The sequence below is a fragment of the Paraburkholderia sp. BR14312 genome, from assembly GCF_040948675.1.
GTDB lineage: Bacteria > Pseudomonadota > Gammaproteobacteria > Burkholderiales > Burkholderiaceae > Paraburkholderia > Paraburkholderia nodosa_A.
This window is the reverse complement of the sequence record NZ_JBFPKI010000001.1, coordinates 1,144,517-1,170,780: the sequence shown is the minus strand read 5'-3', so window position 1 is coordinate 1,170,780 and position 26,264 is coordinate 1,144,517. Positions and strand designations below refer to the sequence as shown.

The window sequence follows — 26,264 nt, the reverse complement described above, 5'->3', positions numbered from 1 at the left end:
TTATGCATTCGCCGGCTTCGGCAGATCCGCCACGAGCCGCAGCGAAATCGACAGTTCGTCGAGCTGGAAGTGCGGCCGCAGGAACGCGACCGACCGGTACGAACCCGGCTTGCCCGGAATCTCGCTGACCTGGATCGATGCCTCGCGCAACGGAAACTGCGCCTTTTGTTCCTGCGAGGCGTTGTCGTCGAGCAGCACGTACTGCGAAATCCAGCGGTTCAGGAACACTTCGACGTTCTGCGCGGACGCGAAGCTGCCGATCTTGTCGCGCATCATCGCCTTCAGATAGTGCGCCACACGCGACACCGAGAAGATGTATTGCAGCTGCGCCGAAAGCACGGCATTCGCGTTCGCGTTGTCGGTACTATATTTTTTGGGCTTCTGCACTGACTGTGCGGCAAAGAACGCAGCGTAGTCCGAGTTCTTGCAATGGACGAGCGGAATGAAGCCGAGGTCGCTCAGTTCCTTTTCGCGCCGGTCGGTGATGGCGATTTCGGTCGGGCATTTCAGCGCGATCTCGCCGTCGTCGGTCTTGAACGTATGCGTGGGCAGGTCTTCCACGAGGCCGCCGCCCTCCACGCCGCGAATCGCCGCGCACCAGCCGAAGTCGTCGAACGCCGCGGTCAAACGCGCCGCAAAGGCCCATGCCGCGTTACACCACAGGTATTTTGCGTGATCCGTGCCGTCCACGTCTTCGACGAAATTGAAGCCTTCCGCCGTCGCGCCGTCCTTCGGATTGAACGGCAGGCGGCCGAGAAAGCGCGGCAGCGTGAGACCCACGTAGCGCGAATCTTCTGCGTCGCGGAACGACTTCCACTTTGTGTATTCGACGGTGTCGAACACCTTGCCGAGATCACGCGGCTTGCCAAGGTCGGCGAACGACTCGAGGCCGAGCAGTTCCGGCGAGGCCGATGCGACGAACGGCGCATGCGCCGCCGCCGCGACATGCGACATCTGCTCGATGAAATACATGTCTTCCGGCTGGCGCGTCACTTCGTAGTCGCCGATCAGCGCACCGAAGGGCGCGCCGCCGAACGTGCCGAACTCTTCTTCGTAGATCTTCTTGAAGAGCGCGCTCTGGTCGAATTCGACGGCGGTCTTGAAGTCGCGCACGATGTCGCGCTTGGGCGCGTGCAGCGCCTTGATCTTGATGGTCGAGCCGGTATTGCTTTCCTTGCACAGATACTCGAGGCCGCGCCAGGTGCTTTCGAGCCCCTGGAATTCCGGCGCGTGCATCACGGCACTCAGCTGTGCCGAGATCAGGCGGTCGAGTTCGGCCACGCGGGCATCGATCGTCGCGGAAAGATTGCTCGAGACGATCACGGTGCCTTCCAGCACCTGATGCACGAGCTCGCCAATGAGGTCTTTCGCGCGAGCGTGCTCGGATTCGGATTTGGCCACCTTGCTCTTTTCGACGATCTCGTCGAGCAACGAGGGCGCGGCCTTGGCTTCTTCCAGGGCCGGTGCGCGAACTGCGCCAGTCTGCTGATTCATGTCGATCTCCCCTCGCGCTTATTGCTCGTTGCCGTCGCCGGATTCGTTGCGCTCGCCACGATCCGCTTCGCCAGCGCCGCCCGTGTTGCCCGCGAGCGCCTGCAATTGCTGCGTATTGGCCAGCACCTCGCTCAGCAGGTCTTCGAGCTTGTCGTTGCCGGCGAGCTTGTTGCGCAGGTCCGCGAGCTTCGAGCGCGCCTCGAGCAGACGACGCAGCGGCTCGACCTGCGCGACGACTTCGTCGGGATTGAAGTCGGCCATCGAACGGAAGCGCAAGTCCACGGCGAACTTGCCGCCCGCCTCGCTCAAGCGGTTCTCGACCTGGAACGCCGCGCGCGGTTCGATGCCCTTCATGACGTCGTCGAAATTGTCACGGTCGATATTGACGAACTTGCGGTCGCGCAGCCGCGGCTGTTCGACTTCCGACTGACCCGCGAGATCGCCCATCACGCCGACTACGAACGGCAGTTCCTTCACCTCAATCGCGTCGCCGAGTTCGACTTCGTACGTCAACTGGACGCGCGGCGGCCGCACTTTCTGCAAGCGCTTCTGAATACTTTCTTTCTTGGCCATCGAGGGCTCCCCTGTTCGAGTCGTTCAAGACCTGTTGTCAGCAATTCACCGCCGTGCGGTTCAGCGCAGTGCGCTGAACGGATCGGACGCACCACCGCTTGCCGCCGCTTTGGCCGGCGCCGCTTTGGCGGGCGCGGGCGCAGGAGCCGCAGCCGCGGGGGCTGCGGGCGCGGACGGTGCAGCCGGCGCAGCCTCGGCTGTTTCAACGGGCTTCGCCGCCGGCTTCTGCACATGGCGAACGATGCGGCGCTTCTTCAGCGCGGGCTTATCCGCCTGCTCGGGCGGGAACAGCGAATCCTCGCCGAGCGTGTCGCGCAACTGCTTCGCGAGCGCCTGCGCATCGGACTTCGCATCACCCTGTAGCGAGGCATCCTGGCGCAGTTCGCCAAGCGACTGCGTCGCGACGCGCAAACCGGCCACGGCCAGCACGCTCTTCGCGGCGCGGTCGGTCTGATCGCGCTGCAGCGCTTCCTGCGCCGCCACGATGGCTTGTCCATAGTGTTGCTGCTGGAACTGGATCTGCGCGATGCGCGACCACGGTTCTTCGCGCGTGGGATCCGCAGCGGCGAGTTTCTGGTAAAGCGCGATCGCGCGATCCTGATCGCCGCCCTTCGCCGCGGTATCGGCGTCGGCTAGCGCCTTGTTGAATGCGTCTGGCGATGCCGCGAGATTATGGTCCTGCGTAGCGCAGCCCGCGATTACCCCGCATGCCAGCACCACCCCGGAGAGCCTTGAAATGACCCGGTTTATCATTCTTTCACCAGCGTGTAATTATTAATTCGATGGGAGGGAACTAGAGTTTTGCTTTAGCTCTAGCGCGCGGGTATAGTACAGCCCAAATTTTGATAATTCAACTTCTTAATGTAATGCGCCGACACTAAATAGCTTCTTTGACACGGGGTTTACTGCCACAAGAAATTCACACAGGAAAGAATTTCTCACTCGTGCAATTGAAAACACGAGCGAGCCGGAAAAGTTTGCCGCATCACTTAATCAACCGCTTATCGGCGCCACGCGGGGTTAAACGCGTCTTTATGCGGATAGCATTATCCGGATCGCATATCACCACTTAACGGACCCCGGGCATTCACGCCTGGCCAACAAATAATGAATGCGCGTGTTATTCGTTTCGCATCGATCCTCATCGTCGCGGCGCAACTCGCCGGCTGCGCGGCGGCCGTACCGGCGCTCGGCAGTGCGGCGTCGGCCGCTTTGCAACTCGCGGGCATCGGCAAGCCCGACGTGCCGGACAGCCAGAAACCCCCGCGCGACCTCGGTATCACGCTGCTTGCCGCGCAAAACCTCAACGCGGCGACCGACCGCAAGCCGCTTGCGCTCGTCGTGCGGCTATACGTGCTGAAGGACCCTACGTCATTCCAGCAGGCGCCGTTCGATACGTTCACCGACCCCGCAAAAGAAAAGAGCGCGCTGGGCAGCGACTTGCTCGGCGTGCGCGAAGTGACGCTCATTCCGGGCCAGAGATATAACGCCACAGAAAAGGTTTCACGCGAGGCGCAAGCCTTCGGCATCGTCGCGCTATTCCGCGATCCGGCCATGCAGCGCTGGAAGTTCGCCTTCGATCCTGCGAAATCCGAGAAATCCGGCATAATGGTCGGCCTGCATAACTGCGCAATGACCGTCACGAGCGGCACGGTGATCTCGCCGGACCAGGGATTACCGCCGCAGCAGCTGAATCTGCTTTCGTCGGTGACTTGCGGGTGAATAAAGGGCAAAGCACCAGGCAGAGTAACGAGCAAGCGGGATATTTAACAATTTCAGTCCGCCGATCGCCGGCGCGAGCGGCACGGGCCGAATCACGCATATAGCCGATTTAACATGAGTTATTCCTCGAAAGTGCTTTGGGGAGAAGGCCTGTTCCTCAGGCCTCAGCACTTCCAGCGGCAGGACGCCTATCACGAAGCGCGCCTCTTCGAATCGATCCAGGCCATTGCGCCGTACAACTGGGGCGTGCGCACCGCGCGGCTCGACCACGACGCACTGGGCAGCAACATGCTGCGCATGAGCGAACTCGCGCTCGTGTTTCCGGACGGCACGCTCTACAGCGCGCCGCAGGCCGACGACCTGCCGCCGCCCGTGGCGCTCGACACGCTGCCCGAGGGCATCAACGAATTCACGTTCTACCTGGCGCTGCACCAGATGCGCGAAACCGGCACGAACTACGCGCCGGATCGCAACGACGGCTTCGTCACGCGTTACGTGAGCGAGCAGGCGAGCGTAGCCGATCACTACACGGACGCCGCGCAGGCCGACGTGACGTTCCTGAAAACGAACGTCAAGCTGATCGCGCACAGCGAGCCGCGCGATCAGTTGCTCTCGGTGCCCGTCGCACGCGTGCGGCGCACTGCGACTTCGGGATTCGAGGTCGACGAAAGCTTCGTGCCGCCGAGTCTCGCCATCGAAGCGTCGCCGCTCCTGCACCAGCGTCTGCGCCGCCTCATCGACGCGCTGCAGGCCAAGGTCAATGCGCTCTACGGCTTTCATCGCGAGCCGACCAAGAACATCATCGAGTTCCGTTCGGGCGACATCGCCTCGTTCTGGTTGCTGCATACCGCGAGCGGCGCGTTCGCCACGCTCGCGCATCTCTATCAGCATGCGGCGCTTCACCCCGAGCGGCTCTTTCATGAACTGCTGCGGCTCGCGGGCCAGCTCATGACGTTCTCCAAGGGCTACGCGCTGGCCGACCTGCCGGCGTACCGTCACGACGATCCCGGCCCCGGCTTTGCGCGCCTCGATACGATACTGCGCGACCTGCTCGAAACGGTGATCTCCACGCAATACTTCGCCATTGCGCTCGAAGAAGTGCGTCCGTCGTTCCATATCGGCCGGCTCGATTCAGGCAAGATCGACGACAAGACCACCTTCTATCTCGCCGTTTCGGCAGACATGCCCGCCGTCGACCTCGTCGAGGCCGTGCCGGCTCGCTTCAAGGTCGGCGCGCCCGACGACGTCGACAAGCTCGTGCTCTCGGCCATGCCGGGCGTGCGGCTCGTCTACACGCCCCAGGTGCCGCCCGCCATTCCCGTGCGGCCCGGCGCATGCTATTTCGCGTTCGAGGCGCGTAGCGCGCTTTATGAGCGCATGGTGCAGGCGCAGTCGGCCATGGTCTATGCGCCCTCGGGCATCAACGATCTCAAACTCGAACTGATCGCGGTGACGTCATGAGCAACGCCCCTTCCCTTTTCGGCGACGCGGCGCCGCCCGTGAATCACCCCGCGCCTGCCGCGGAGCCCGCTTACCAGGTGCGCTCGCTGCTCGATTTGCTCTACGACGGCTTCTTCATGCTGTTCCTGTTGAAGAACGGCCGCGAGCCCGGCGACGCCAGCGAATTCGGCGCGCGCGTGCAGCAGTTTCTGGGCGATTTCGAGCGCGGCGCGAAGAAGCTGAACGTCGCGGCCGAAGACGTGTACGCGGCCAAGTTCGCGTTCTGCGCCGCACTCGACGAATCGGTGCTGGCGTCGTCGTTCCGAATTCGCGCAGAGTGGGAACGCCGCCCCTTGCAGCTCGCGCTCTTTGGCGAGCAACTCGCGGGCGAGAAGTTCTTCCAGTATCTCGAGGAATGTCGCGCACAAGGCGCGCCGCGGCTGCAGTCGCTCGAGGTCTTCCATATGTGCCTGCTGCTCGGATTCCAGGGCAAGTACATTCTCGAAGGGCCGGAAAAGCTCGCCTATCTCACGGCGCGCCTGGGCGACGAGATCGCGCATATCAAGGGCAAGCGCGCGGCCTTCGCGCCGCATTGGCCGCTGCCCGATCAGGTTGCGCACCGCCTCAAACGCGAGGTGCCGCTGTGGTCCATCGGCGCGGTGTTCGCGCTGGTGGGTCTGCTCGCCTGGCTCGGCCTCAGCACCTGGCTGCGCGACAACACGGTGCACATGCTCGCCCCGTATACGCAACTCATCAAGCTCGGGCCGCAATCGGCAAATTTGACGATCTCGCTGCCTTGAGCGTTCGAAAGGGGCGTGGCGTGCGGCCCGCCCCTTTCGCACCCAATCAACGCAAAAAGCAAAACCACCGCCGCAGCGGATATTTCGAAGCAACTGCAGAGTAGCCGGATTGACGCATTGTCGATACGAACAACTAAGCAAATCATAATTCGTTGGTTTGCCTGGAATCGTTGCAGATCGACAATCATCGAGCATCGTCAATCCACTACCCTGCTCGTTGCCGAGTCTCCGCTCATGAAGGCGTTCTCCCCGAAAATCCGTCGGCGCTCCGCCGGAACCGTTCTGCTTGCCGCGTGCGCCGCTGCGGTCCTGGTACTCCAGGGCGGTTGCAAGCCGCATGGGGAGCAGGCGCAAGACGCGTCTGTCACGACCCGACAGGCGCCGGCGCAGCAGCAAATCACCTACTTCAAGTACCCCGACAATCCCGCGTTCGACCTGGTCTATCTCGCCGACAAGCTCGGCTACTTCGACAACACGAGCACGCGGCCCAAATATGTCGGCAAGATTTCCGCGCCGCAGATCATTCCGCTCGTGGGCACCGGCGATATCGATTTCGGCACGCGCATGGTGCCGCTCGTCATCTCCGCGATTGCCAGCGGCGCCGATATCAAGGTCATTTCCGCAGGCGGCGAAACACTGCCCGACGCGCCGCACATGAAGTATTTCGTGCGCAAGGATTCGGGCATTCTCGGTCCGAAGGACTTCGAAGGCAAAACGGTAGCGTTCAATAGCTTCGGCGCGTGCGCGGAGTTCGTGACCAAAAAGTATCTGGCGCAACACGGTGTGAATGTATCGAAGGTGAACTGGCTCGTCGTGCCCGACAATCAGTCCGAGCAGGCGCTCGTCACGAAGAACGTGGATGTCGCGATCATTCATCCGCCCTTTTCCGGCTCGGCGGAGGCCGATCCGCAACTGCGCAAGCTGTGGAGCGACTGGGACGAGGATCACGGCCTTGGCGGCATGGCGCCCTATAGCGTGAACGGCGCGTTCGCCCGTGCCCACCCGCAGGCGGTGCGCGACTTCGTCACGGCCATCGCGAAGGCGGGCAACTGGGTCAATGCGCATCCCGACGAAGCGCGCAAGCTGACGGCCGAGCGGCTCGGCATCGACGTTCGGCTCGTGGAGCGGTATGCCTACGTGAAGGATCTCGTGGTCACGGAGCCGCCCATCCAGTACTACATCGATATCCTCGAAACGGCAGGCAAGATCCCGAAGGGCAAGGTCAACGTCAAGGATGTCTACACGAACGACTTCAATCCGTTCGCGAAGCACGAGGCCCAGGCCAGCGCGACGCCCTTGCCGAACGGAACACGCTCGTGAGCACGCCAACTGCGCTACGCGAGAAGATCGTCGCGCGCGATCTCTCCCTCACCTATAGCAACGCGCAAACGGACACGCACCATACGGTCCTCAACCGCTTCGATCTCGCCGTACGCGAAGGCGAATTCATGGCGCTTTTGGGCCCGAGCGGCTGCGGCAAGTCGACCTTCCTCAACGTGCTCGCCGGCCTCACGCTGCCAACCTCGGGCGATATTCGCGTGGACGGCGACCCCGTGAGCGCCGTGCGGCAAAAGCTCGGCTTCGTGTTTCAGGGCTACGCGCTCTTTCCGTGGCGCACTGTGCGCAAGAACGTGGAGGCGGGACTCGAAATTCGTGGCATGAAACGCGTCGAGCGGCGCAGCGAGGCCGAACGCTTTTTGCGCCTCGTGGGCCTGCTGGAATTCGCGGATCACTATCCGCATCAGCTTTCCGGCGGCATGCGCCAGCGCGTGGCCATCGCGCGTGCGCTCGCTTATGGCCCCGAGATCCTGCTGATGGACGAGCCGTTCGGCGCGCTCGACGCACAGACGCGCGAATTGCTTCAGCAGGAACTGCTCGCGATCTGGGAGCAAAGCGCCACGACCGTCGTGTTCGTCACGCACAGCATCGACGAGGCGATCTTTCTCTCCGATCGCATCGCCATTCTTGGGCGCGGCCCCGGACACGTGAAAGAGATCATCGACGTCGACCTGCCGCGCCCGCGCGACGCCGCGCTGCGTCACTCGGCGGCGTTCGTCGCGCTGCGTCAGCGCGCATGGGCGAGCCTCAGCACGGAACTCGACACGCGACTCGGCGCACAGCCGCAAACCCATGCATTGAAGGGAGCCGATCATGTCCGATTCGATGTCTGACTCGATGTCCAACCCGGGCGCGGTCCGCGAATCCTCGCACAGCGTTCAGCGCGCGCGCACAGCTTCATCTTTCGCGCGCCTATACGTAGGCGTGGAGCGCTCCCTCGCGCTCGCCGCCTTCCTCCTGTTGTGGGAGTTGCTGCCCCGACTCGGCGTGGTCAACGCGGCTTACCTGAGCCCGCCTTCACAAGTCGCCCTCGCCATCGCGCGGCTCTTCGAAAACGGCGACGCGTGGACCCATATCGGTGCGAGCGCCGTGCGCTCCATCAGCGGTTTGCTGCTTGCCGTGGCCGGTGGCATTGCATGCGGCTTCCTGCTGGGATGGTTCAAGCGCGTCGAACGCGTCGTCGATCCTGTCTTTCAACTGCTGCGGCAGGTGTCGGCGTTTGCGCTCTTTCCCGTTTTCATGTTGTTTCTCGGCATCGGCGAGTCGTCGAAGATCGCCATTGTCGTGTGGGCCGCGTTCTGGCCGGTGCTGCTCAACACCATTGCGGGCGTGAAACAGGTCGAGCGCGTGCTGATCGACTGCGCGCGCTCGATGGGCGCCTCGCAGCGCTTTATCGCGACGAAGGTCGTGCTGCCGGCTGCGTTGCCGCAGATCCTCACAGGCGTGCGTCTGGCGGGCGCCTACAGCATTACGGCCCTGGTGGCGGCGGAAATGATCGGGGCACGTTCGGGGCTCGGCTTCTATACGCTCAATTCGCAGGAGACGTTTCAGATTCCCGATATGTACGCAGGTATCGTGCTGCTCGCCATATTTGGACTGCTGATCAATCAGGGCCTGTCGATACTCGAACGGCAACTGCTGCGCTGGCGCGTCGGACTCGCGCAGAATGGCTAGGAACGCTGAGCTCGACGCTTCGGCAATTCCGCGGCACCTGCGCTGGCCCGCCACCGCGCTAACGGCCACGTTCGCAGCGCTCGCATTACTCGCGCTGCTCGCGTGGGCGCTGAACCGCGAGTTGCCACGCGCCCTTGCCGAAAGCGACCTGCCTTTCGCAGCCGCGGCAGCACGCGGCGTGCTGATCGTGGCGGTGCCCCCGCGCCCCGCGCCTGCGCTTTATGTCGGCAAGGTCGACCGCGCGCTGCGCTCGCCCGACCCGTTCGCGGCGGCGCTCGCTTCGGACCTCGCTCGCCGCGCAGGGCTGCCTGTGCAGTTCCTGCTGGCCCAACCGGCCGCCGCGCGTGCCGCGCTGCAGGCGGGCAAAGCCGATGCCGCCATTGCCGGCCTGGACTTCTCGCCCGACGCGCGGGTCGCGTTCGCACCGGCTTCGTATTCGAGCGGCCGTGGCATGGCGCTCGTGCTGGATCATGGCAACGTGCGGACATGGCGAGACCTGAGCGGCCACGCGATTTGCGCATCGCAGGGCAACCCTTATGCACGGCGCGCAGCGCGCGAGTACCACGCGAACCTGCGCGGATTCGACCGGCCGCTCGATGCGCTGCTGGCGTTCCAGGCGGGCGATTGCGCCGCCCTTGTCGACGACGAATTCGTGATCGAGGCGCTGCTCAAGCAGGCGGACTGGTCCTACTATCGCCCGCTACCCGGAACCATCGCTGCGCAGGCGGCGTTCATCGCCACGCGCGCGGGCGACGCGGCAAGCGCGGTCTTTGTCGGCAATACGGTGGCGCAGTGGCAACGTAGCCGCTGGCTGGCGACCGTGCGCAAAGATCAGGCAATCAGCCTCGCGTTCGACATGTTCAACGCGGAAAACGACCTGTATTGCCACTAGCTGCGCCGCCTGAGTTCTGCCACGCGCAGCTGGCAGCTTTTCAACAGGCACGCCTTGTGGCCGCACGCATTGCGCGAGTTTCGAATCCATGCCCTTGCTCTGCCCTTAGCCGGTAACGAAAGCGGCGCTCGCGCAAAGCTTCAGTAGATATTGAACTCCATGGCGCGCAAGACGCCAGGCAGCACGAGTAGCGCAGCCGATAGCCACGCACGCGCGAGGCGGTGCAGAGTCGTCGAATCCTGGGCGTTACGCACACACGCCTCTAAACGGAACCCGGTCTAGAACCCGCGCCTCAGGTTCCGGTCGCGCATTGGGTCGGGCGTCTTCTGCGTGAGCCGCAAGATGCCCTGATCGTCGAAGTAGAAGTGAAACATCATGTAGTCGATGTTGTTCGCGATGTAGCGGTAGGACCAGACTTCCCGCTGCATGCGCGAAAAGTAGGCCGTCTCCGCGGGCCGGCCGAAATTGATCAGGACATCGTTGCGTGTCCACTCGTTGACTTTCGCCCGATAGAACTCGCTCTCCTGCATGACCTGACGCACACTCACGACCTTGCCGCTCGCGTCGATGTCGGCGACGGTGTTCGTCGACCCCATCGGCTGGGTCGGCCACATGAGACGTTTGCCGCCGTCCGGCAGGTTATAGGTTTCGCGCGGCGGCCCGAGACGCGCGATCAACGCAGACTGGTCGCTGCCCGGTTCGATGCTTTGCCACGGCTGGGCGCAACCGGCCGCGAGCAGCACCGCGGCGGCGAGCCACGCGCGCTTCACGAAACTGGACAGAGACCCCATTCACGCACCCCTGAGTAGCGAATCTGGCGAGCAACACACGCAGATCATGGCGGCCGTGGCGGATGCGGACAATCAGACCTTGGTCCTACCGGCAAAAGCCGGCGCTCCGCGGAGGCCGGCCACGGCGTGTGCAATACTGGTGCAGCATGGTTGCACGCCCCGAACGGGTTGCCAGCGGCGTTTACACGCGACCTCTGCTTTCGGGGCGATCGCGTGGAAGCGATCTGGCCAGTCGACGCACGCGGTCTTTCCCGATGACGCTCCGATGCCGCAACGATCGCTGCGGCATCCGCTTTTACGTCAAGCGCCCACAAATCTGAAAACCGACACCGCCTGCTGGAACTGCGCCGCCTGATCGGCCATCGAGCTTGCCGCGGCAGCCGCCTGCTCGACCAAGGCCGCGTTTTGCTGCGTGACCTGGTCCATTTGCGCGACCGCGCGAATGTCGGCGACGATGCCGGTTAGCTGCGCACGCATCTCGCCGAGCGCGTACAGGAAGCTGCTCGTATCGCCAGCATGCGTTGCTATGGATACCGAAAGATCGCCAGCCGCGATACGGCCCGCGATTTCCATGGCGTGAGCCGGCTCGCAGCCCAGCTGGCGCGAAAGCCGCTGCGAAATCAACCAGGCCAGCAATGCGCCTGTCGCGACCGCACCGAGCAGCGTCGCCACGATGAGGGTGCGCATGTGCTGGAATTGCACCGTGGCTTCGGTCTGCGCACTCTTGGCCTCGCGTTGCAGCGAATCGATCAGCGCGGCGACGCTGTCTCCCAACGCGACACTCGCCGCAATGGCGCGGCGTACGAGTTCGGCGTTGTCCACGCCTGCCGGCACGGGCGCGAAACCGATCTGCTGATGCATGCTGTCAGCAGCTTTTTGAACACCGTCATGCGATCGAGCCATCTCATGGCTGCCCCCTTATTCGATTCCGTTTTATGTCTATCACGGCGAGAGAAAGCCTCGACGCAAGGGCGCCAAGCTTGATGCAATCCCCCCACCAAGGGTAGGAGGGCAACGGATATAGGGAGAATCAGCCAGCGCTTCTAGCGGTGTCAGCGGAGTTCTGCTAACCCGCTGCGCGCGCCGCATTTCGAGGGGGACGTGACATCCATGACGCTGAGAGCCCTCAGTTTCCAGCCTGCTGCGCGCTGCCCGGTACGAGCTTCAGCGTATGCACCACTGCGCCCGGCAAGAACGGCGCCGCGTCGCCATGCACCCACGTTTCATGCCCCGCGAGGAAATACGGCGACATGGGATTGCCCGATTGCCCGCCCGGCATCTCGAAGATGCCGTCCTGTTCGCGCCCCGGCGACACCGCGAAACGCTCGGACGCGCCGAATGCCCGGGCCTGCACGCGCGGCATGTTGATGTCGCCCGGGAGCGGGTCGTGCGGCGCGCTGAGCCAGCCGCGAACCCACGGCAGCCATGCCGGCACCATGCGCGCGAACGGATGCGCAATGGTCGAGCGGTTGCGCTCGCCCCAGCGCGCCTCTTCGAGCGTGGTGCCCTTGGGCAACCGGGCGATCGTGTGATCGATGCGGTCCAGCATGAACGCGCGCCAGTCCGCGAAGCCTCCCGGTATCCACGCGCGATGGTCGGCCAGCGTCTCCATCGTCGCTTCGTAACGCGAGTTCGCCGCGCGATAGCTGAGGTCCGGCGCAATCGCGGCCATCTGTTTGTCAAGTACCCCGAACCATGCTTCGTAGAGCGAGTCGTAGAACGCGCGCACCAGCCGGTAGCCGACAGCATTCACCTCGGCGCGGCCATCCCACGCCTGAACGAGGCGCTGGAATTCGGCGCGTTGAGGATGGCCGTCGAGCGCGCGTGCATCGAGCGCGTCGAGCGCAACGCGTCGCCAGTACTCGATCCAGAACGCGCGATCGTCGGTCTGCACCGCGAGCATGTCGCGCTCGCCCGCGTGCGGCAGCGCGAGGAGGTCGTTGCGAATCTGCGTGGCGCGCGCGCCGAGATCGGTGCCGGCGTCGCCGATCTGCGCCACTTCCTCCAGCGGCAGGGTACGGTTATTCGCGGTCCAGATGCGGCCGGCCGGCGGATCGACGCGCACGGGATACGCATCGGGCGTCCGATACCCTTGCCAGCCGGCGTACGTCCCGGAGAGGTACGGCATGCTCGCGAGCGCGGCCGCCTGACCGTCCACTTCAGCGTCCGCATTGGCATCCGCGAAGCGCGGCAGCGGCCCGGCGAGCGTCCAGCCGATATGGCCTTGCGCGTCGGCCACCATGAAGTTCTGCGTCGGCATGCCGAAGGTCTGCGCGGCATGCAGCGCGTCGGCGACGTTCGTGATGCCTTCGAGCCGCATGAAGTTCATGTTGGTCGCCTGCGGATCCTGCGCGACCCAATGCAATGCATACGCGCGCTCGCCGGCCACAATCTGTGGCCCCCAGCGCGTTTGGACGACCGGCAGATCGACGCTCGCGCCGCCGTTCACGTCGAGCCGCTCGTGGATCACCTGCGCGCGCTCCCATCCGCCGCTCGGGACGCGGTAGCGCAGTGGATCGGCCGGATCGCGTTGAAGTTCGACCAGATCGACGAAGCGCCCATAGCTGTTCGTGAAGCCCCAGGCGATATGGCCGTTGCTGCCGGCCACGACGAACGGTGTACCCGGCAAGCTGACGCCCGTGATGCGCCGCTCGCCGCCTTCGGGCGCAGGATAGACGAGCGAGATCCGGTACCAGATGTTCGGCAACGACAGGCCGAGGTGCATGTCGCTCGCGAGCAGCGCGCCGCCGTGTGCGCTGTGCGCGCCGTCGACCGCGAAACCGTTGCTGCCGACCATCGAATCGACCGCGCTCCCGCCGCCCGCGAAGCCGCTCACGAAACCAGGCAGGCCGGCGACAAGTACGTTGGCCTCCGGTTCGGCATCGACGGCGGACCGCGTTGACGGGAGCCATGACGGCGGCGCGGCGGGCAGCGCCGCCGGCGGCTGCGCCAATGGGCGCTGCCCGTCGAGCGGGGCGTCCCAGTGGCTCGTCTCAGGCAGCAGGAACGCAAGCAGATCGGCCGGCACGCGCTCGCGCAACGCCGCGCGAGAGAGTACGCGCCTCACCTGGTCATACTGAAGATCGAAGTACATCGCGTAGACCGCGAGCACTGTGTCTTCGGGACGCCACGGCGCCGGTTGCGCGCGCAACAGCCAGTATTCGAACGGCCGCGCGCGAAGCGAACGCAGGCCGTCGTTGACACCCGCCGTGTAGCGCTCGATCAGCTCCCGCTGGTCGGCGGAGAGCGCGGCGAGCGCCGCCTGCGCGTGCTCGCGAAAGCGCAAGGGCCGGTCGCGTCGGTCCAGCGGCAGCGCCGCCGGGCCGATGAGTGCCGCCATTTCGCCAGCGGCGACCCGGCGCAGCAAATCCATCTGGAAGAAGCGGTCCTGCGCGTGAAGGAAACCGCTCGCATACGCAACGTCGCCACGCGTGCCGCCCTGTACCGTCGGCACGCCGAGCGCATCGCGCCCGATCGTTACCGGTGCGGAGAGCGGCACGGCACGCGTGCCGTCCAGCTGTGGCAAGCTGCCGCGCAATGCCAGCCAGCCCGCCAGCACCATGGCAGCCTGGACGATGACGACGGCACACAGCAAAATCAGCGGCCACGCACGGCGCCGCTTTGGCGGGAAAGGACTCGAACGGGTCATGGAGGAGCACGCAGGTCGTTGTGTTCAGCGCTTCCAGGCGCAGCGACCGGATCGGCCGGACGCCGTACGACCATAGCATGACCCTGTGGCAACAACACGCAGGGAGAGCGACGCGGCCTTCTACCTCTTCACCGCCCTTCCTGGGCGCGACAGTCTGCCATCTGCCACCGTGCCGCGGAAAGAACACAATCTCGATATTGCGTTCCGTCCGAGATCGTACAGGGGCGACATCATGGCAAAGAAGTTTCCGATTCACCCGCTGCGCCCCGAGCGCCTGTGCTGGGGCTGCGACCACTACTGCCCGGCCAACGACATGCGATGCGGCAACGGCCAGAGCCGCACGCAGCATCCGGCCGAACTGCTCGGCGACGACTGGCTCGAACAGGGCGACTGGGGTATCGAAGTCGACGCGTCCGGCAAAAGCGTCACGCCTTAACGCGCGAAATCAACCGCGCAATCAGATATGAATGCCGCCAGCCACCTCGATGCGTTGCGCGTTCACCCAGCCAAAGTCATCCGATAGTAGACCGGCAATCACGGGCCCCACGTCCGTCGGTAATCCCACGCGGCCCAGCGCGGTATGTTCCGCCACTGCCTTGTTGACCTCAGGATTGTCCCGCACGATACCGCCGCTGAAGTCGGTGGCAATGGCGCCCGGCGCCACGACGTTGACCGCGATCCTGCGCGGCGCGAGTTCGAGCGCCATATAGCGCGTGAGCGCTTCGACAGCCGCCTTCATCGGGCCATAAATCGAGCGGCCCGGGTACGCGAAACGCGCAAGGCCCGAGGAGATGTTCACAATCCGGCCGCCGTCATGAATGAGCGGCAGCAGCTTTTGCGTCAGCAGGAACGGCCCCTTGAAATGCACCGCGAACTGCGCGTCGAGCTCCGCTTCGGTGCCCGCTGCGAGCGTGGCCGTCGATGAGATACCGGCGTTGTTCACCAGATAATCGAAGCCCGTTGCATTGAGCGTCCCAAGCGCCTCTCGCAGGCGCGCGACGAAGTCGTCGAACGCACCCGAATTCGCGATATTCAACTGCAGGGCAATCGCCCGGCCGCCCGCTTGCGCGATCTCGGCAGAGACCTTCTCCGCCTCGTCTCGATTGGTGTTGTAGGTGAAAACCGTATGGACGCCGCGGCTTGCCAGCCGCAGCACCGTGTCGCGACCGATCCCTCGGCTGCCTCCGGTGACGACCGCGATTTTCGGGCCCGACTGACTGCCGTTGTTCGTTGCCATTTGGCACCTCTCGCTGGGTTGGATAGCGTCGATTCTGCGCCTGACGGCACCGGCGAGTGAATACCCGAATCTCCCCGATTCTTGCCTAATCCTGCTTCGCTGACTAAGATGGACCGTCGCGCACTTTCCGTCGCGCGTTTCTTATCCAGCCCCCATGACAAACGATCTGGCCGCCGCCCTGCTGCGCTACACGCAAACACAGCCGGGCACGAGCCCATACAGCACCGCTGTCGACGGACTGCTCATCCTGCGCTCCGACCATCCCGCGCCGCCCACGTTTCGCTCGGCGCGGCCGGCTTTGTGCATCGTCGCCCAGGGCGCCAAATGGGCCAGTTTTGGCGGGGAACAACTGGAGTATCGCGCCGGTCAAGCGCTCGTGGTCGGCGTGGAAACGCCGTCGCGGGGCCGCGTGTTCGAGGCGAGCCCGGACAAGCCTTGCCTGGTTCTGATTCTCGAGCTGGACCTGGCCATGTTGCGCGCCGTGGCAAAGGAGATGTCGCCTGCGCCCGTGCCGGCGGCGGACGCAAGCCGCGGCGTGTTCGTCGCGAACTTCGACGGCCCCCTCGCCGATTGCGCGCTGCGCGCCGTGCGCCTGCTGGACACGCCGGACGCCATCGGCATGCTGTATCCCATGCTGATGCGCGAGATCTGCTACTGGTTGCTAAGCGGTCCGAACGGTTCGGAAATCGCGAGGCTGGCGTCGACCGAAAGCCCTTCTCACAGCCTGCTGCGCGCGGTGGAAAACTTGCGTGTGCGGTTTGCCGAACCCGTGCGGGTGGAAGACCTGGCGGCAGTCGCCCAGCTCAGCGCTTCGGCGTTCCACCGGCAGTTCAAGGCGCTGACCGGGCTACCGCCCCTTCAGTACCAGAAGCAGCTGCGGCTGCTGGAAGCGCGCAGACTGCTGCTTTCGCTGTCGATGAGCGTACAGGCCGCCGCCTTCGAAGTGGGATACGAGAGCGCCTCGCAGTTCAGCCGCGAATACACGCGAATGTTCGGAGCGCCACCGAAAAAAGACTCGACTCAAGCGAAGGCACTGCGCGAGGCCGCGTAGCACGCTCCGCTGACACGCAGCGCGAGAGCGGTGCATCCGCTCTCGCGCCGTGCACACGTCACGCTGGACGCGTCACATCACTTGCCATACACGTCGAAGTCGAAGTACTTCTTCTCGATCTTCTTGTACGTACCGTCCTTGATGATGCTGGCGATCGCGCCGTCGATCTTCGTCTTGAGCGCGGCGTCTTCCTTGCGCAGGCCGATGCCGGCGCCGTTGCCGAGCGTTGCCGGATCGTCGAGGTCGCCGCCCGCGAAGCTGTAGCCCTTGCCGCGCGGCGTCTTCAGGAAGCCCACGTCGGCCTGCACGGCGTCTTGCAGCGCGGCGTCCACGCGGCCGGCCAGCAGGTCCTGATAAACCTGGTCCTGGTTCTGGTAAGGCACGACCTCAACACCTGCCGTTGCCCAATGCGCCTTTGCGTAGGCCTCCTGAATCGTGCCCTGCTCCACGCCCACGCGCTTACCCTTGAGCGATTCGGCGGTCGGCATGATGCCCGAACCCGTCTTGGCGACGAGACGCGTCGGCGTGTTGAACAGCTTGTCCGAGAACGCGATCTGCTCTTTGCGCGCCGGGGTCATGGACATCGACGAAAGCACGCCGTCGAACTTGCGCGCCTTCAGCGCCGGGATCATGCCGTCGAAGTCGTTCTCGATCCAGACACATTTGGCATTCAGACGGTGGCAGATCTCGTTGCCGAGATCGATGTCGAAGCCGACCAGTTTGCCGTCCGGCGCTTTCGATTCGAACGGCGGATAGCTTGCATCGACACCGAAGCGAATGGTGTCCGCCGCAAAGGCGCCGACGCTGGCCGTGGAGGCGATCAAGGCAATAGATACGGCTGCAAACAACTTTTTCATGGGATCCCCTCGGTTCTGGATATCAAGGTGGTCAAGAACATAAACACCGCCCGCATGGTTGCGGCGCGGACATTCCCTCGCGGCGCACGCCGCAAACGTGATCGACGCTGCGGGTGCACCTGCGCCCGGCAAGGTAGCAGTCCAGAATACGCGCGTCGAGTCGTCAAAAACAGGCGGAAACACCTATGGCAGGGAAGACCCTAAAGGGGGTTGAAAGCGGCAGCCGAAGACTTACCCGAATGTCCAGTTGCTCTTGCCGGCGCGAGCCACGCGCGCCGGTTGGGCAGTTCCGTCATGTCGTCGATCAGGGCGCGTTGTGCGAGATGTTCCGGCTGATGGCGCATAGCGTACCGATCACGGCGCCGCCTTGCGCGCAGACCGGTGCGCTCGCATAGGTGCAAATCCCGAGTTCGGAGGCCGCCCGCGAATCGCCCCGGATATCCTTGACGTTGCTGACCACGCGCCGCCCGCTTTCCAGACTGCGCTTGCAGAGGGTGTCGAACCACTGAACCTGCGGGCCCTCCATGATCTGCACGTCGCCGTCGTTGCGCGAATAGAGGACGGTCTGCACCTCGCGGCTGAAGTCGACCGAGGCGCCCGTCAGTTCGTCGATCGTCGCGAGTTTTTCCATGCGCCCAGGTATCCGATCGTGAGCGAGCATCACCATGCCGATAGACATGCAAGGCAACGTGACGATCGCAAGGCCGAGCAGCACCACGTTCGAGGGCGACGGCTGCACCGCCACACGGCACGCATGCCAAAAAACTGGCGCGTGCCCTGCAGGAGCAGCACGACGACCAGCGAAAGCAGATTGAAAGAATCCAGGCCGCGTGTGGCGCATATCGCTTAAGCGTCGGGGACGTATCGTATCCCAGGTTTGGCCCGAATCCATGCAATCCGGATCGATCCGGTCGACTCCGCCCGCTCGAACACGCGAATCGAAACTCGGGGGCCGGCAACAGTCGGGCGCACAGCGCGAAATCCGCGAAGGATCGACGCTACACTAAGCGGCACCCGCAGACTCTCCAGACGAGGTACTCGCCATGCCAGCACCTGACGTCAGGCGCTCAATGCGACTTGTTTGCGCCTTGCTTTGTGTGCTGTTCTGGCTTGGCGGCTGCGCGGGGTTGACGGGAGACCCGCTGCGGGTCAACGTGGCGGGGCTGGAGCCACTCCAGGGCGAAGGCATGGAAATGCGCTTCAACGTGAAGTTGCGCATCCAGAATCCCAACGACACGCCGGTCGAATTTAGCGGCGTGTCACTGCAACTGGACCTGAACGGTCAATCGTTCGCGAGCGGCGTAAGCGATCAAAGCGGCGTCGTGCCGCGCTTCGGCGAAGCGGTGATCATCGTGCCGCTGACCGTGCCGGCACTCTCCGCCGTCCGGCAGGCTTTCGCCTTTGCGGGCAGCGCACAGGCCGGCAACATTCCCTACGAAATACGCGGGCGCCTGGCGGGCGGCATCGGCGGCGGCACACGCTTCGTCGATCACGGCAACCTGTCGCTGCCAACGCAGGGCCTGTTCGGCCCGTGAACGGCGCCAGCGCGCCGGCCGGGCGTGTCGCAGCTTGCTTCGGCGCTCAAACGTCACGGCCCTCGACGCCGAGCGCCGGACGCGCTTCGTCCGGCGGAAAGATGTACCAGCTGCCGTCGTCGTGACGAAAGAAGAACATGCCCGATTCGCCGACGGCGCCGACCGCGCTGACATAGACGCACGACCGATGCTTCCTCGCACCCTGCGCAACACGCGTCACATGCACTTGCGTGTCCGGCCGCAAGAAGAGCCATTTATCGGCCATCGCTCGCAATGAGCGTGATTTCCTGCGCATCGTCGTTTCCCTCCCAACTCACTCCGATGTTCCAACCCGCGGCATCCCCATTGATACGGTGCATCGGGCATGCCGGCATGCTCAGCCAATCGGACTTCGGATACCTTTAAATTCGCATCGCATGTTCCTGCGCCCCGCGCTATTCAGGCATCGAAATAAGTCAGGCCCGACGTGCCTTTCACCTCGGAAAGCGTCGCCCCGGCGTGCAGCGCAACGCGCAGGCCGGCTTCGATCGGCATCTCGCCAGGCCTACCGGCCTTGATTAGCTCACCGCCGCGCTGATGCTTGCGCGCGAGCGCTGATTCGCCCGTGTTTCATCGATCGCTGCACTGCGGGCATTCGCGTTGCTCCACCGTCATTGCGCAAGTGGAGCGCGCAAATTCAATGACCCACCCTGAGCACACAGGAGCACGATCATGGACACGAGACACGCACACGCCATCGCGAACGAGGTCGCGGGAGAAGCGCAGCACCTGGCCGGCCGCATGCTGCGCGACCCCGCCATGGGCCTGGCCGGCAAGGCAAAGGTGCTGTACGGCAAATCCCAACAGGCCTTGAACGATGCGGCCGACGCAACACGCGACAACGTCGCCGACAAGCCCATGACCGCGCTCGGGCTCGCCGCCGCTGTCGGCTTCGCGCTCGGCGCGGCATGGGTCTTGAACCGCAATAAATCCGAAGGCTGAAAGCCAGCCCCGGCTCGGGAACGCTTTATGCGCATGGTCGTGAAATCGCCTCACTGATGCGAATCGTGTGTCATCGCGAGGCGTAGTCAGGAGCTCCGCCCATGACGATCGGCTGTCCCGAATGCGGCGCCCTCGAGGACATCCCTCCGCTCGGCCCGCGCATGCTCGCGCGCTGCAGGATCTGCCACTACCCGCTCGAGCGGCGCAGCGGGCGCAGCATCACCGCTTCGCTCGCCTGCGCCATCACGACCTTCGTCCTGCTGTTCCCCGCCAACCTCGCGCCGCTGATGACGGTGCACATGCTCGGCGCCGATCGTTCATCCGTTCTCGCGTCGGGCATCGTGTCGATCTGGCGCGACGGCTGGCTCGCGCTCGCGCTGTTGCTCGGCGCATTCGGCATCGTGCTGCCGTTCGGACGCTTCGGCCTGCTCATGATCGTGCTGGGACTGGTCGGCTTCGGTGTGCGATTCAGGCATATCGGCACGCTCTTTCGCTGGTCCATCGCGCTCGACATCTGGGCCATGCCCGACGTCTACCTCGCCGGTTGCCTCGTCGGCTATGCGCGCGTCACGCAGAACCTCACGGGAACGATCGGGGCGGGCGGCTACTGTTTCATCCTTGCCGCGCTCATGTCGATGCTCACGCGCGCCTCGCTCGATCGCCGCACCGTCTGGCGCGCCATCGTCCCCGACCAACAGGCGCCGCACGGGCATGGCGCGCTGTCCTGCCCCGTGTGCGACCTCGTCGTGCCCATTTCGCATGAAGGCCGGCCATGCCCGCGCTGCGGCCGGAAACTGCGCGCGCGCAAGCCGGACGCCGTGGTGCGCGCGGCCGCGCTCACGCTCGCGGCGCTCGTGCTCACCGTGCCCGCCAACTTCTATCCGATGACCATGTCGCGGCAACTCGGGCATTACGACTCGCACCGCATCATCGACGGCGTCTATCAGCTCTTTCACGTCGGACTATGGCCGTTCGGCATCCTGATCATTGGCACGAGCATCGTCATTCCCCTTGCGAAGCTCGGCGGCATGGTGTGGTTCATCACCTCGGTCTTGCGCCATTCGCGCCGGCACCTGCGCGCCAAGGCCCATCTTTATCGCTGGATCGACGAACTGGGCCGCTGGTCGAACGTCGACGTCTTCACGATCGCGGCATTCGTGCCGCTGATCCACTTCGATGGCGTGGCGGTGGCGAGACCCGACACCGGCGCGACGGCGTTTGCACTCGTCGTCTTCTTCACGATGCTGGCCTCGCGCAGCTTCGACCCGCGCATGATGTGGGACGTGCATAGGCGGAGAAAGCCATGAGCGGCCCGCATCGCCATCGCACGCAAGCCGAAGTGCGGCGCAGCGCCTGGCCCGGCTGGATCTGGGCCGTGCCGATTGCCGCCATCGGCGCGACGGGATGGCTCGGCCTGCGCGCGCTCGTCCATGACGGCGAGACGGTTGTCGTGACGTTCGACAATGCCTACGGCATGAAGCCCGACGACACGATCGTCACGCTGCACGGCGTGAAAGTGGGCGCCGTCTCGGACGTGTCGCTCGCGCCAGATGGTCAGCATGTCGAAGCAAAGCTCCGGATCGACCGGGCGGAGAATCCGTATTTGCGCTCGGGCACGCGGTTTTACCTGCGCGGCGCGAAGGTGGATTTGAGCGACCCTGCCTCGCTGAAGGCCATGCTTTCGGGACCCGAAATCGTCATGGAGCCCGGTCCCGGCAAACATGCCGACCACTTCGACGGCAGCGATCGCCGGCCGCCGCTTGCGCCCGAACACGGTCCGATGGTGCGCTATGCGGTGCGCTTCGACGGCGCGGTCGGCAACCTGGAGACCGGCTCGGAAGTGGACCTGCGCGGCTTTCCCGTGGGGACCGTCACGAGCGTGCGCCTGAGCTACGACGTGCGCACTGGCGCGCTGAGCACCCCGGTTCAACTCGCGCTGGACCCGTCGCAGCTTGGCATCGTCGGCGCACCGCCGCCCGCGGACGGCAACTGGCGGCCGCTCGTCGACGGCATGCTCGATCACCTCGTCGCCGACGGGCTGCGCGCGCGCCTTTCGCAGGACCCGCCGCTCGTCGGGCCGCGCAAGGTCAATCTCGACTTCGTTGCGGGCGCAGCGGGCGCGACGCTCACCGCCGACAGCGGGCTCCCCGTGATCCCGAGCGTCGCCCCCGCCGATTTCGATACCATGACCTCGCGCGCCGGCGAGGTGATCCGGAAGATCGACGACCTGCCGATCAAGCAAACGGGCGACGAAGTGCGCAGCATTGCCGCGCACGTGAACGCCATCAGCGCCTCGCCGCAGATCCGCGACAGCCTCATGCATATCGACCGCTCGGTTGCGCAAATCGATCAGACGCTCGCGCAGGTGTCGCCCAAGATCGGCCCGCTCGTCGCGCAGCTGCGCGAGACGGCGAACGAAGCCGATCGCACCGTCGCGGCGGCCAATCGCACGCTGGGCGCCGACGCCTCGAGCCAGAACGACCTGCCCGCCGCGCTGCGCGAGCTGACGGATACCGCGCGCTCGGTTCGCGCGCTAGCCGACTATCTCGACCGGCATCCCGAAGCGCTGCTGCGCGGCAAGGCGCAGGAGGAGAGCCAATGATGCGCCGCCAAGCGAGCCGGGCTTCGATCGCGCGACTGCTAGATGCGGCCGTGCTCGCGGGTATCGTCGTCGCGATCACCGCATGTGGCCACAGCGCACCCACGCGTTACGTCACGCTCAACGCGACGCCTGCGCAAGCGCCGCTTGCCACCGCCGCCATGGCGCCGGTGCAGCTGGGCGCGGTGCATATTCCCGCCGTGCTCGACCGGCCCGAAGTGGTGACGCATGTCGCGCCCAACCGGCTCGCCGTCGACGACAACGACCGCTGGGGGGCGCCGCTCGGGCAGATGATGCGCAGCACGCTCGCGCAGGACCTGCTGCCGCGCCTGCCGCCCGGCGCATTCGTTTTTCCGGACGCGCCCGCGCCCGTCGGCACGCGCACGCTCGTCGTCACCGTGCTCGACTGCAACGCGAGCGCGGGCGGCACGCTCACGCTGCAAGTGGCGTGGACGCTGCTCGCGGGTCAGCCCGCACGAACCACAATGAGCCAGGAGGCGGCGCTAAGCGCGCCGGTCGAGGGTCACGATGCGGCGGCGCAAGCCGCTGCGCTCAGTCGCGTGCTCGGCGAGCTCGCCGTCCGGATCGCCGCATCGATCGCCGTGCGCTGACACGGCGATCGCTGACACAGGCAGCCCTCCCCGCAGCGCTAACCTCCCGTCTGGAATCCTAACGACGCCGCCTTGGCGCGCAGGTCCGCGAAGCGGTCCACGTTCGGGTTGGTCGCGAGCTGCGACTGATCGATCGACGACACCGGATTCGACGGCGACACCCCGGGGATCCCCGAGCACTCCCCGCCGAACGTGCCTTGGGCAATCGTGAACGCAGGCGCGTCTGTGCGCGGCGCATCGGTGAAATCGAGCGCATAGGCCAGATTGAAGGTCGCCGAATCGCTGCTGCGCACGCCGAGCGGCTGCAAGCCGAAGCGCCATTGCAGCAGCGCGTGAATCGAACTCGGGTCGAACGGATAGCGCGTGACCGTGCCCGCGCGAACGCGCGGCCCCAGCAGCGCGAGCGGCACGCGAAAACCCAGCTTGCCGTCGTTGCCGAGTGCGAGCTCGTTCTTGCTGATCGGCCTCGTGGGCGGCACCACGTGCTCGAGAAAGCCGCCCCACTCGTCATACACGACGATCATCAGCGTGCGGTTCCAGGTCGGACTCGTGCGCAGCGCTTCGTACACCTGCCCGAGAAACGCCTCGCCGTTGCGGATGTCCGCGTGCGGATGATCGTCCGCGGAAGTGCCTTGCGGCTCGCCCGCGAATGCCGGATCGACCATGCAGAACGGCGGCAGCGTACCCGTCCCGGCATGCGCGACAAAATCCGCAAACGGACGCGAAATGCCGACATGGCGCCTGCCGTAAAGCGCCGTGAACGGCACGTCGTGATAGTAGTAGTTGCAGCCGATATTCGCGGCGCTGAGCCTGTCCCAGATCGTGGGGAGCGTCGAATTGTCGATACTGTCGTCGAGGCGATCCGTGGCGCCGCTGTGCAGATAAAGGCGATTGGGAAACGTGCTGGTGAGGATGCCGGTGAAGTAGAAGTCGCCGATCGTGTAACTGCTCGCGACCGCGTCGAAGAACTGCACATCGGCCGAAGTGTAGTAACCGATGGGCAGCAAGTCGCCCTGATGCAGGCTCGTGCCCGGCGTGAGGAGAAAGCCGTTCATCGCGCCCGAAGCGAGTTGCGTACGCGCGCCGTCGTAGCTGTGATTGGGGTCCTGGTACGCGCACGCCTGGTAGCCATAGGCGGAATTCGCTGCGAGCGAAAACGGCGTTTGCGTCGCGCCGAACGCGTCCTTGAACTGCCGGTTCGCGGGCATGCCTTCGGCGCCCGGCACCCAGCCGAGGAAGTGGTCGAAGGAACGATTTTCCATCGTGACGAGCACGATGAAGTCGATGCCCGAACTCGCGGGATTCGGCAACGCCGGACGCGGCAAGCTATAACGGTCAGCGCCGTCCGGCGAGGGAACGTCGCCGACCGAGGGCGCGGGCGCGTCGCCGTTCTGGCCGGCCGGGTCGTCACCGCCTCCGCCACCGCAGCCCGATAATGCAACGCTGCCGGCAACCGCCGCTACGCCGGCAAGAAAGCGGCGCCGGTCGTATCCGTGATGCGGGCTATTGTCGTCTCCCATGACACGTCTCCTGGTTGGATGCGGCGCTGGCAATCCGCCCGTGCCTCGCTGCCGCGAAGCGAAACGCGCTCGCGACGGCGAGCAGCGGACGGCCTTTGCCCGCAAGCCTCGCGCCCGCTGTGGTGCAGCCACGACACGCTCGGAGTGTGGCGATGAGAGAGGAGGACGAGGGAGGTCAGGATGCGTGCGGCAGGGTCACGACTGCTCGATGAGCGCCTTGATGCGCTCGGCCTGCCCGGCATCGACCGGCTGGTAGGCGATCATGTGCAGGTCGGGCCGGCCATCGACGGAAAACGCCGATTGCTCCAGCGCGATCAGACCCAGCGTGGGATGGTGCAAGCGCTCACGTGGTCGGCTTCTGCATGTGCCAGCACTTCGTTCTCGCGCCACAGTGCGTCGAACTCGGGGCTCATGCTGCACAACTCGTCGACGAGCCCGCCGAATGAATCGGAATGGAAAGCCTGTTAGTCATCTTACTATGATGAACTCACTACTTTAACGGTATAGAGAATTTGGAGATAGTACGCCAGTCATGACCCAGGAGAGATGACCATGCGTATTTTTCTAACTGGCGCGACCGGCTTCATCGGCTCGGCGCTCGTGCCGGAACTCATCGAAGCCGGTCACGAAGTGATCGGCATGACCCGTTCCGAAGCCGGCGCACAGGCGCTCGCCAGGGCGGGTGCACGCGTGCATCGCGGCACGCTGGAGGAACCGGCAAGCCTGCGCAGCGGCGCGGAGCAAGCGGACGCCGTGATCCACACGGCCTTCGACCACGACTTTTCGCGCTTCGTCGAAAACTGCGAAAAGGACAAGCGCGCCATTGCGGCGCTCGGCACCGCCCTCGCCGGCTCGGATCGTCCGCTACTGATCACGTCCGGCACGGGCATCGGCAACGCCCAGCCAGGCGAACTGGCCAGCGAGGACGTCTTCAATCCGGGCCATCCCAACCCGCGCATTGCGTCCGAACTGGCTGGGCAGGTACTGTTGGAACAAGGGCTCAATGTAGGCGCGGTGCGGCTGCCTCAGGTCCACAACCCGTTCCGGCAGGGACTCATTACGCCGCTCGTCGCGATCGCCCGCGAGAAAGGCGTTTGCGCCTACGTGGGCGACGGCCAGAACCGCTGGCCGGCCGGCCACCTCTCCGACGTCGTGCGCCTTTATCGGCTCGCCGTTGAAAAAGGTCAACCGGGCGCGCGCTACAACGCGGTTGGCGAAGAAGGCGTGACGAGCCGCGAAATCGCCGAGGCGCTAGGCCGCGGGCTCGGCCTGCCGGTCGTTTCCATCGCGCCGGAAGAGGCAGCCGCGCATTTCGGCTGGATGGGGATGTTCGTCGGCCTCGACATGCCCGCTTCGAGCGCGCTCACCCAGGCGCGGCTAGGCTGGCGCCCGACCGGTCCCTCGCTGATTGCCGATCTGAACGAAGCGCGCTTCGCCGAGGTGGGAGCGTCGACTTGATCCGGCAGCAATCCTGAATATCCTCACCTCACCGTCTCGTGG

General features: G+C 64.9%; 26 protein-coding genes and 1 pseudogene. 15 read left to right on the top strand and 12 right to left on the bottom strand.

Annotation, left to right across the window (positions count from 1 at the left end; genetic code table 11):
* Genes tssC through AB3X98_RS05295 form a run of 3 tightly spaced genes read right to left on the bottom strand, consistent with a single transcriptional unit; the run spans position 1 to position 2,820 of the window.
* Complete coding sequence (gene tssC / locus AB3X98_RS05305) at positions 1–1,494, bottom strand: type VI secretion system contractile sheath large subunit (RefSeq protein WP_069266629.1); 1,494 nt, start codon at positions 1,492–1,494, stop codon at positions 1–3.
* 18 nt (positions 1,495–1,512) lie between these two features.
* Positions 1,513–2,067: a type VI secretion system contractile sheath small subunit gene (gene tssB, locus AB3X98_RS05300; RefSeq protein ID WP_342948797.1), complete on the bottom strand. Its 555-nt coding sequence runs from the start codon at positions 2,065–2,067 to the stop codon at positions 1,513–1,515.
* 60 nt (positions 2,068–2,127) lie between these two features.
* The gene (locus AB3X98_RS05295) at positions 2,128–2,820 is read right to left on the bottom strand and encodes a M48 family metallopeptidase (protein ID WP_176732944.1); all 693 of its coding nucleotides are present in this window, start codon (positions 2,818–2,820) and stop codon (positions 2,128–2,130) included.
* 354 nt (positions 2,821–3,174) lie between these two features.
* Between AB3X98_RS05295 and tssJ the strand changes: the two genes are divergently transcribed.
* The 7 genes from tssJ to AB3X98_RS05260 all read left to right on the top strand — a co-directional run bounded on the left by tssJ (position 3,175) and on the right by AB3X98_RS05260 (position 9,933).
* Positions 3,175–3,789 (top strand): type VI secretion system lipoprotein TssJ, encoded by a 615-nt coding sequence (gene tssJ, locus AB3X98_RS05290; protein ID WP_342948796.1) that lies wholly within the window; start codon positions 3,175–3,177, stop codon positions 3,787–3,789.
* A gap of 114 nt (positions 3,790–3,903) precedes the next feature.
* Positions 3,904–5,250, top strand: coding sequence for a type VI secretion system baseplate subunit TssK (gene tssK / locus AB3X98_RS05285; protein WP_069266632.1), 1,347 nt, complete (start codon positions 3,904–3,906; stop codon positions 5,248–5,250).
* Positions 5,247–6,029: a type IVB secretion system protein IcmH/DotU gene (gene icmH, locus AB3X98_RS05280; RefSeq protein ID WP_069266633.1), complete on the top strand. Its 783-nt coding sequence runs from the start codon at positions 5,247–5,249 to the stop codon at positions 6,027–6,029. Before tssK ends, icmH begins: the two co-directional genes overlap by 4 nt.
* 234 nt (positions 6,030–6,263) lie before the next feature.
* Positions 6,264–7,349 (top strand): ABC transporter substrate-binding protein, encoded by a 1,086-nt coding sequence (locus tag AB3X98_RS05275; RefSeq protein WP_368604421.1) that lies wholly within the window; start codon positions 6,264–6,266, stop codon positions 7,347–7,349.
* Positions 7,346–8,200 carry an ABC transporter ATP-binding protein gene (locus AB3X98_RS05270; protein ID WP_368604422.1) on the top strand — a complete coding sequence of 285 codons (855 nt, stop codon included), beginning with the start codon at positions 7,346–7,348 and terminating at the stop codon, positions 8,198–8,200. Before AB3X98_RS05275 ends, AB3X98_RS05270 begins: the two co-directional genes overlap by 4 nt.
* Positions 8,181–9,041, top strand: coding sequence for an ABC transporter permease (locus AB3X98_RS05265; RefSeq protein ID WP_256094886.1), 861 nt, complete (start codon positions 8,181–8,183; stop codon positions 9,039–9,041). The genes AB3X98_RS05270 and AB3X98_RS05265 overlap by 20 nt, the downstream gene beginning before the upstream one ends.
* A complete protein-coding gene (locus AB3X98_RS05260) occupies positions 9,034–9,933 on the top strand; it encodes a transporter substrate-binding domain-containing protein (protein ID WP_368604423.1) in 900 nt (299 codons plus the stop codon). Before AB3X98_RS05265 ends, AB3X98_RS05260 begins: the two co-directional genes overlap by 8 nt.
* A gap of 278 nt (positions 9,934–10,211) precedes the next feature.
* On the opposite strand, the gene AB3X98_RS05255 is transcribed toward AB3X98_RS05260, so the two are convergent.
* The 3 genes from AB3X98_RS05255 to AB3X98_RS05245 form a co-directional block, all read right to left on the bottom strand.
* Positions 10,212–10,724 (bottom strand): hypothetical protein, encoded by a 513-nt coding sequence (locus AB3X98_RS05255; protein ID WP_368604424.1) that lies wholly within the window; start codon positions 10,722–10,724, stop codon positions 10,212–10,214.
* A 300-nt stretch (positions 10,725–11,024) separates the two neighbouring features.
* A complete protein-coding gene (locus AB3X98_RS05250; RefSeq protein ID WP_368604425.1) occupies positions 11,025–11,585 on the bottom strand; it encodes a hypothetical protein in 561 nt (186 codons plus the stop codon).
* Positions 11,586–11,850: 265 nt separating this feature from the next.
* Positions 11,851–14,373: a penicillin acylase family protein gene (locus AB3X98_RS05245; RefSeq protein WP_368604426.1), complete on the bottom strand. Its 2,523-nt coding sequence runs from the start codon at positions 14,371–14,373 to the stop codon at positions 11,851–11,853.
* A gap of 232 nt (positions 14,374–14,605) precedes the next feature.
* On the opposite strand from AB3X98_RS05245, the gene AB3X98_RS05240 reads away from it, so the two are divergent.
* Positions 14,606–14,809 carry a DUF3079 domain-containing protein gene (locus tag AB3X98_RS05240; RefSeq protein ID WP_342948789.1) on the top strand — a complete coding sequence of 68 codons (204 nt, stop codon included), beginning with the start codon at positions 14,606–14,608 and terminating at the stop codon, positions 14,807–14,809.
* Positions 14,810–14,830: 21 nt separating this feature from the next.
* On the opposite strand, the gene AB3X98_RS05235 is transcribed toward AB3X98_RS05240, so the two are convergent.
* Complete coding sequence (locus tag AB3X98_RS05235; RefSeq protein ID WP_342948788.1) at positions 14,831–15,610, bottom strand: SDR family oxidoreductase; 780 nt, start codon at positions 15,608–15,610, stop codon at positions 14,831–14,833.
* A 154-nt stretch (positions 15,611–15,764) separates the two neighbouring features.
* On the opposite strand from AB3X98_RS05235, the gene AB3X98_RS05230 reads away from it, so the two are divergent.
* On the top strand, positions 15,765–16,661 hold the full coding sequence (locus tag AB3X98_RS05230) for an AraC family transcriptional regulator N-terminal domain-containing protein (RefSeq protein WP_368604428.1): 897 nt from the start codon (positions 15,765–15,767) through the stop codon (positions 16,659–16,661).
* A gap of 77 nt (positions 16,662–16,738) precedes the next feature.
* Here the strand turns inward: AB3X98_RS05230 and AB3X98_RS05225 are convergent, their stop codons facing one another.
* Together AB3X98_RS05225 and AB3X98_RS05220 are read right to left on the bottom strand one after the other, a co-directional pair.
* The gene (locus AB3X98_RS05225) at positions 16,739–17,518 is read right to left on the bottom strand and encodes an ABC transporter substrate-binding protein (RefSeq protein ID WP_069266641.1); all 780 of its coding nucleotides are present in this window, start codon (positions 17,516–17,518) and stop codon (positions 16,739–16,741) included.
* Between the two features lie 595 nt (positions 17,519–18,113).
* Positions 18,114–18,257 (bottom strand): annotated as a pseudogene (locus tag AB3X98_RS05220) (GGDEF domain-containing protein); the annotation flags it as partial.
* 331 nt (positions 18,258–18,588) lie between these two features.
* Between AB3X98_RS05220 and AB3X98_RS05215 the strand changes: the two are divergent.
* Positions 18,589–19,053 (top strand): LEA type 2 family protein, encoded by a 465-nt coding sequence (locus tag AB3X98_RS05215; RefSeq protein ID WP_069266643.1) that lies wholly within the window; start codon positions 18,589–18,591, stop codon positions 19,051–19,053.
* A 46-nt stretch (positions 19,054–19,099) separates the two neighbouring features.
* Here AB3X98_RS05215 and AB3X98_RS05210 read toward each other — a convergent pair whose 3' ends face one another.
* Positions 19,100–19,348: a hypothetical protein gene (locus AB3X98_RS05210; RefSeq protein ID WP_069266644.1), complete on the bottom strand. Its 249-nt coding sequence runs from the start codon at positions 19,346–19,348 to the stop codon at positions 19,100–19,102.
* A 416-nt stretch (positions 19,349–19,764) separates the two neighbouring features.
* On the opposite strand from AB3X98_RS05210, the gene AB3X98_RS05205 reads away from it, so the two are divergent.
* From AB3X98_RS05205 to AB3X98_RS05190, 4 genes are all read left to right on the top strand, one after another.
* Positions 19,765–20,034, top strand: a complete 270-nt coding sequence (locus tag AB3X98_RS05205; protein WP_069266645.1) for a CsbD family protein — start codon at positions 19,765–19,767, stop codon at positions 20,032–20,034.
* A 101-nt stretch (positions 20,035–20,135) separates the two neighbouring features.
* The gene (locus AB3X98_RS05200; RefSeq protein WP_368604429.1) at positions 20,136–21,341 is read left to right on the top strand and encodes a paraquat-inducible protein A; all 1,206 of its coding nucleotides are present in this window, start codon (positions 20,136–20,138) and stop codon (positions 21,339–21,341) included.
* On the top strand, positions 21,338–22,636 hold the full coding sequence (locus AB3X98_RS05195; protein ID WP_342948784.1) for an MlaD family protein: 1,299 nt from the start codon (positions 21,338–21,340) through the stop codon (positions 22,634–22,636). Before AB3X98_RS05200 ends, AB3X98_RS05195 begins: the two co-directional genes overlap by 4 nt.
* On the top strand, positions 22,636–23,244 hold the full coding sequence (locus tag AB3X98_RS05190; protein WP_368610223.1) for a membrane integrity-associated transporter subunit PqiC: 609 nt from the start codon (positions 22,636–22,638) through the stop codon (positions 23,242–23,244). Before AB3X98_RS05195 ends, AB3X98_RS05190 begins: the two co-directional genes overlap by 1 nt.
* Positions 23,245–23,282: 38 nt before the next feature.
* On the opposite strand, the gene AB3X98_RS05185 is transcribed toward AB3X98_RS05190, so the two are convergent.
* Both AB3X98_RS05185 and AB3X98_RS05180 read right to left on the bottom strand, forming a co-directional pair.
* Positions 23,283–24,764 (bottom strand): alkaline phosphatase family protein, encoded by a 1,482-nt coding sequence (locus AB3X98_RS05185; protein ID WP_368604430.1) that lies wholly within the window; start codon positions 24,762–24,764, stop codon positions 23,283–23,285.
* A gap of 195 nt (positions 24,765–24,959) precedes the next feature.
* Positions 24,960–25,154, bottom strand: coding sequence for a hypothetical protein (locus AB3X98_RS05180; RefSeq protein ID WP_368610220.1), 195 nt, complete (start codon positions 25,152–25,154; stop codon positions 24,960–24,962).
* Positions 25,155–25,316: 162 nt separating this feature from the next.
* On the opposite strand from AB3X98_RS05180, the gene AB3X98_RS05175 reads away from it, so the two are divergent.
* Positions 25,317–26,222, top strand: a complete 906-nt coding sequence (locus AB3X98_RS05175; protein WP_368604432.1) for an SDR family oxidoreductase — start codon at positions 25,317–25,319, stop codon at positions 26,220–26,222.
* Positions 26,223–26,264: the final 42 nt, after the last annotated feature.